This window comes from Pseudomonas sp. PICF141, from assembly GCF_002286815.1.
Classification (GTDB): Bacteria; Pseudomonadota; Gammaproteobacteria; order Pseudomonadales; family Pseudomonadaceae; genus Aquipseudomonas.
Genome location: NZ_MUNM01000056.1, coordinates 1 through 5,580, shown reverse-complemented (window position 1 = coordinate 5,580; position 5,580 = coordinate 1). Strand labels below are relative to the sequence as shown.

Genomic DNA, 5,580 nt, shown 5'->3' with positions numbered 1-5,580 from the left:
TCTGGGCAAAGCGTTCATCACCGTGAACAAGAACTCGGTACCGAACGATCCACGCTCCCCGTTCGTCACCTCCGGTCTGCGTTTCGGTACCCCGGCTGTCACCACTCGCGGCTTCAAGGAAGCAGAGTGCAAAGAGCTGGCCGGCTGGATCTGCGACATCCTGGCAGATCTTTCCAACGAAGCGGTGATCGACGCGGTTCGTGAGAAGGTCAAGGCCATCTGCAAGAAGCTGCCGGTGTACGGCGCTTAATTGCACCGTTAAACCGCAGTTAAAAGAAACCGGCACTTGTGCCGGTTTTTTTTCGCCTGCGTCCGGAGACACCAATAACAATACCCTTGTATAACAGCATCACCAACTACTTTAATAATCCCACCAACTATTTACGCCTATTTTCTCAACTAAAGCACTCAACACAAACCACATCAAAAAATCTATTATTTTGCAACACATCGAAAACCACCCAACTGAAAACTTCATGCTAATCTCCCTCCAACTTACAAAACAACGAATAACCTGATTCACTCAGCCACCATTAATAACGGTTATTCGCACACCGCACGAGGGATATTAAATATGCAAGATATAGATAAAACACAATCATTCACCGCTCAACTTTTTGTCGATAACAAGCCTGTGGCACTAGCTGGCAAGGTCATTCAAAAACTGCTGGAAGACCCTGATATCACAGAAGAACTGAAGCGTGTCCTTGAGAAAAAGCTCGAACACTCCGGAAACCTTCTTCTCAGTTATGGAGAGGACGTAACACCTGAAACGTTCCTCTTCGCTTATCACGACGATGTCTACACCATTAAGATTGAAGGCAGCGACGGAGTCTTCAAACATACCGCAAGTATGGAAGGTGAGCTTCGCAACTTATCAGTCTTCGAAGGTGATGACCCTACTTATTTCCATATCATAAACCGTTCGGGTGAAAGTTCTAAGCTGGATGACCTGCCAGACGAACTCAATAAAATTCGTCTGCACACAGGACCACAACGCCGAGAGGTTCATACCTATGCCGGGCCGCCATACTTCCCGGTTCTGACCGATTACCCAAATCGCGGCGGAAAACTTGTGTTCTTCGAACTAAAAATCATCAAGCGTAATGTCTCTATGTAAATCAATCGCTTGAGTACCTTCGAGAGCAGGGCTCTGAAAACCGGCCATGATGGCCGGTTTTTTTCGCCCACAAAAAAATTTCAAACGGCGAAAAGGCTCAAGGTCGGGGCCTTCCGCCCAACTGGTAAGACCGGTCATGCCAATCTGGCAATTTCCGCTTGCGATCACCCAAAAACAGCGCCTAGACTGCGCCTGCACTGGACATACCGGTAAGACCACAATAATTAAGTCCTGAATCTGATGCGCCCCACGCACGGTAGCCAGGACACCGACCAGGATTCCTCCCATGCTCAGATGGTGCTCGCGCTCAATCTTCCTTCAAGTGGTTCTCGGACTGGTGCTCGGCATCATCTGCGGGCTGGCCCTTCCTGAATACTCCGCCCAACTCAAACCCCTCGGCGACGGTTTCATCAAACTGATCAAGATGCTCATTGGCTTGATCGTGTTCTGCGTAGTGGTCAGCGGCATCAGCGGTGCCGGCGACTTGAAGAAGGTCGGACGCATTGGCCTGAAATCGGTGATCTACTTCGAAATACTGACCACCATCGCCTTGGTGATCGGCCTGGTGTTCGCCTTCACGACCGGCATCGGCAGCGGCGCGAACATTCATCTGGACCAGCTCGCCGCCGCCGACATCGGCGACATCGGCGACATCGCCCAGCGCGGCCAGCACATGCACACCACCACCCAGTTCCTGATGAACCTGATCCCGACTTCGGTGATCGGCGCCTTCGCGGAAAACAACATTCTGCAAGTCCTGCTGTTTTCGGTGCTGTTCGGCAGTGCGCTGAACCTGGTGGGCGAAGCGGCGTCGGGTATTTCCCGGCTGATCAATGAGCTGAGCCACGTGATCTTCCGCATCATGGGCATGATCGTGCGCCTGGCGCCGATCGGCGTATTCGGCGCCATCGCCTTCACCACCAGCAAATATGGCCTGGATTCGTTGCAACACTTGGGCAGTTTGGTCGGCCTGTTTTATCTGACCTGTGTGGCGTTTGTGACTTTGATTCTCGGCCTGGTGATGCGCCTTTCGGGCCTGAAGATGTGGCCGTTGCTCAAGTACCTGCGCGAAGAACTGATGATCGTCATGGGCACCGCTTCTTCCGACGCCGTGCTGCCACAAATCATGCGCAAGCTTGAGCATCTGGGCATCGGCAGCTCCACGGTCGGGCTAGTGATTCCGACCGGGTACTCGTTCAACCTTGATGGTTTTTCGATCTATCTGACCCTGGCGATTGTGTTCATCGCCAATGCCACCGGCACGCCGCTGGCCATGACTGACCTGCTGACGATTCTGCTGGTGTCGCTGATCACCTCCAAAGGTGCCCACGGGATTCCCGGCTCGGCGCTGGTGATTCTCGCGGCGACACTGACGGCGATCCCGGCGATTCCGGTGGTCGGCCTGGTGCTTGTATTGGCGGTGGACTGGTTCATGGGCATCGGCCGGGCGTTGACCAACCTGATCGGCAACTGCGTCGCCACCGTAGCCATCGCCCGCTGGGAAAAAGATATCGATATCCAACGGGCAAACAAGGTGCTGTCCGGTCAGCAGGGTTATACCTTCCAGCCGAGAAAACCGGTTGCCCCGGCGCATCAGCAGGAATTTTGAATAATCGCCGTGCCTGCCCGAGGGCAGGCACGGTCATCAATCGTTATGGATGCTCATGGAGCGAACCGTGATTACCTCGTCAACCGTTGTAAATTCAGTCGTAGAAAAACTTCGGGCCGCACTGGCCCGCGGTCAGTGGCGTTCCGGCGAAATGCTGCCGGGCCAGCGTGAACTGGCCGAACAACTGGGCATCAGCCGCCCGAGCCTGCGCGAAGCGGTCATCGTGCTGGAAACCCTCGGGCTGGTGCGTTCCATGCCGGGCAAAGGCGTGGTGGTGCTGGAGGCCAGTGTCAGCGACAGCCAAAGCCACGACAGCGCGGTAGCCGGAGCCAGCCTGGAAGACGTGCTGCAACTGCGCTACACACTCGAACCGTTCATCGTCGGCCTGGTGGCGCAGTCCATCAGCAGCAAGGAAGTCGGGCAACTGCGGCTGACCCTGATGGACATGCGTGAAGCCCTTGAGGCCAACGACAGCGAGGCTGGCGTGAACGCCTACATCGCGTTCCACGAGGAGCTGTTCGCCCTGACCTCGAACCCGATTTTCCAGAGCGTGGTGCAGCAGACCAGCAACGCCCTGAAGCAAAGCGCCGACGTGCTGCGCAATTCGCCGGAGCATCTGGCTGAACGCCTGGAAGAAAACGAAGCCGTGGTGCGAGCGATCCGCAGCAAAAACAGCGCCCAGGCCAGCGCCGAGATGCGCCGGCACATCCTTCGCGAAGGCCAGCGAATGGGCATCGAATTGAACATCCCGGACGACCACCTCGGCAGTTGACCCCCCTCTTCGAACTGGAGACAGGCCATGAACAGCTTCGCCTCACCACAGATATTCACTGCCCTGCCCTTCTCCCGAACCGACACCGGGAAACCGCCAGCGGATGATCTCTATACACGGATCTTCGATGCCATTCTCGAACAGCGCATCCACGCAGCCAGTCGTTTTACTGAAGACAGCCTGGCGCAGATGTTCAGCGCTCGACGCAGTGACATTCGTAGCGTGCTGACACAGCTGTCCCATCAGCAGATCATTGTCCTTCGAACCAATCATCGTCCCCGAGTCGCCGCGCCCGATGCCGAGCAGACCCGGCAGACGCTGTATGCCCGACGACTGACCGAAATTACGCTGGTTCGACTGGCCTGCCAGCAACCTCGCCCACAGGACCTGAAACGCCTGCGCGCCTTGATCGACAGCGAACGCCAATGCACGGCGCGTGGTCCGGCCATTCGATTGTCAGGGGAATTTCATCTGCAACTGGCCGAAATGGCGGGGAACGCACCGTTGGCGTATTTTCTTGGCAGTCTGGTGCCGCTGACCTCATTGGCCATTGCGCGGTATGACGCGCTGGCGGGTGATTATTGCGGATGGCGGAAGCACGCGGATATTGTCGATGCAGTGGAGCGTGAGGATGCTACGGCGGCCGCGAGGTTGATGACCCGGCATCTGGATCGCCTTGAGGAGGCGTTGCTGCACTCTGGATCGGTAGTCAGCCAGAATCGTGTTGCCGGTTAGATCGCATTCGCGAGCAGGCTCGCTCCCACATTTGAAATGCATCCCCCTGTGGGAGCGAGCCTGCTCGCGATGGCGGCATCAGGCTCGCTGAAAATATCGGGGTTTACTCCGCAGCCACCCGCGCAAATCCCTCACGAATTTTCTCTTCCGGCAAATCATCGGCAATGAACACGATCACGCTTTCGCGTGGTTCATCATCGGCCCATTCCGTATCCCAGTCGAAACCATACAACTTCAACACGCCTTGAAACACCATGCGCCGCGGCTCGCCAAGGATGTTCAAAACACCTTTGTAGCGCAGCAGTTGCTTGCCATGCTCTTCCAGCAGTTCGTTCATGAACTCACTGAGTTTGTCGATATCCAGCGGCTTGTCGGTGCGCAACACCAGGCTGGAAATGCGATCGATGGAGGGCGCCTTGCTCACCGGGCGCAAACCACGCCACCACCCAGGTCGGCATTGAGGTTGAAACCGCGCACGTCGAGCAGTTCAGCCAGATCAATTTTGCCGTGGTCGACCACACGGATTGGTGCGCGACGGTTGATGCGGGTCAGACGCTCGCTGAGGGCAGTGAAGGTCGGTTCGTCCACCAGATCCCGTTTGCTTACCAGCAAGCGGTCGGCAAAGCCGATCTGTGCCTGGGCGATGGTCTGGGTCAGATGATGTTCGGCATGCTTGGCGTCGACCAAGGTGATGATGCCGTCGAGGATGTAGCGCTCACGCAGTTCTTCGTCGATGAAGAAGGTTTGCGCCACGGGGGCCGGGTCGGCCAGGCCGGTGCATTCGATCACCAGGCGGTCGAAGGCGATTTCGCCGCTGTCCAGGCGTTCCAGAAGCAGGTACAGCGCTTTGGTCAAATCGGTGTGGAGGCTGCAGCAGACGCAGCCGTTGGACAGCGTCATCACTTGCACCGGCTCGTCACCCAACAGCTGGGTGTCGATGCCGGCGTCACTGAATTCATTTTCGATCACGGCGATTTTCAGGCCGTGCTCGGCTTTGAGCAGGTGGCGCAGCAAGGTGGTTTTACCAGCGCCGAGGAAGCCGCTGAGGATTGTTACTGGAATGGGAGAGGACAAACGGGTTCTCCTGTTTCACAAAGTTAAGAAACCGCCGCAGGCGTCTACCCGAACCCGGTTCCATTCGCTGACGTCGTGACCACCACCACGCACAAGACCCTGCGCGGTCCACGTGGCGGCCTGATCCTGGCTCGCGCCAACGCCGACATCGAGAAGAAGCTGAACTCCGCCGTATTCCCGGGCGCCCAGGGTGGCCCGCTGGAACACGTGATCGCTGCCAAGGCGATCTGCTTCAAGGAAGCGCTGCAGCCTGAGTTCAAGGCCTACCAG

General features: G+C 56.9%; 4 protein-coding genes and 3 pseudogenes. 6 read left to right on the top strand and 1 reads right to left on the bottom strand.

Annotation, left to right across the window (positions count from 1 at the left end; all coding sequences use genetic code 11):
- From glyA (BZL43_RS16415) to BZL43_RS16390, 5 genes and pseudogenes are all read left to right on the top strand, one after another.
- Positions 1 to 250 (top strand): annotated as a pseudogene (glyA, locus tag BZL43_RS16415) (serine hydroxymethyltransferase); the annotation flags it as partial.
- A gap of 324 nt (positions 251 to 574) precedes the next feature.
- A complete protein-coding gene (locus BZL43_RS16410) occupies positions 575 to 1,120 on the top strand; it encodes a hypothetical protein (RefSeq protein WP_095633279.1) in 546 nt (181 codons plus the stop codon).
- Positions 1,121 to 1,406: 286 nt separating this feature from the next.
- Positions 1,407 to 2,729, top strand: coding sequence for a C4-dicarboxylate transporter DctA (locus BZL43_RS16400; protein WP_095633277.1), 1,323 nt, complete (start codon positions 1,407 to 1,409; stop codon positions 2,727 to 2,729).
- Positions 2,730 to 2,796: 67 nt separating this feature from the next.
- A complete protein-coding gene (locus tag BZL43_RS16395) occupies positions 2,797 to 3,501 on the top strand; it encodes a FadR/GntR family transcriptional regulator (protein WP_095633280.1) in 705 nt (234 codons plus the stop codon).
- 27 nt (positions 3,502 to 3,528) lie between these two features.
- Positions 3,529 to 4,236, top strand: coding sequence for a GntR family transcriptional regulator (locus BZL43_RS16390; RefSeq protein ID WP_095633276.1), 708 nt, complete (start codon positions 3,529 to 3,531; stop codon positions 4,234 to 4,236).
- A gap of 103 nt (positions 4,237 to 4,339) precedes the next feature.
- Here the strand turns inward: BZL43_RS16390 and yjiA are convergent.
- Positions 4,340 to 5,310, bottom strand: a pseudogene (gene yjiA, locus BZL43_RS16385) (GTPase).
- Between the two features lie 33 nt (positions 5,311 to 5,343).
- On the opposite strand from yjiA, the pseudogene glyA (BZL43_RS16380) reads away from it, so the two are divergent.
- Positions 5,344 to 5,580, top strand: a pseudogene (gene glyA / locus BZL43_RS16380) (serine hydroxymethyltransferase); the annotation flags it as partial.

Excerpts from the sequence above, each read along its gene's own strand:
- BZL43_RS16410 (WP_095633279.1), top strand. The coding sequence starts at position 575 with ATGCAAGATATAGATAAAACACAATCATTCACCGCTCAACTTTTTGTC.
- BZL43_RS16400 (WP_095633277.1), top strand. The coding sequence starts at position 1,407 with ATGCTCAGATGGTGCTCGCGCTCAATCTTCCTTCAAGTGGTTCTCGGA.
- BZL43_RS16390 (WP_095633276.1), top strand. The coding sequence starts at position 3,529 with ATGAACAGCTTCGCCTCACCACAGATATTCACTGCCCTGCCCTTCTCC.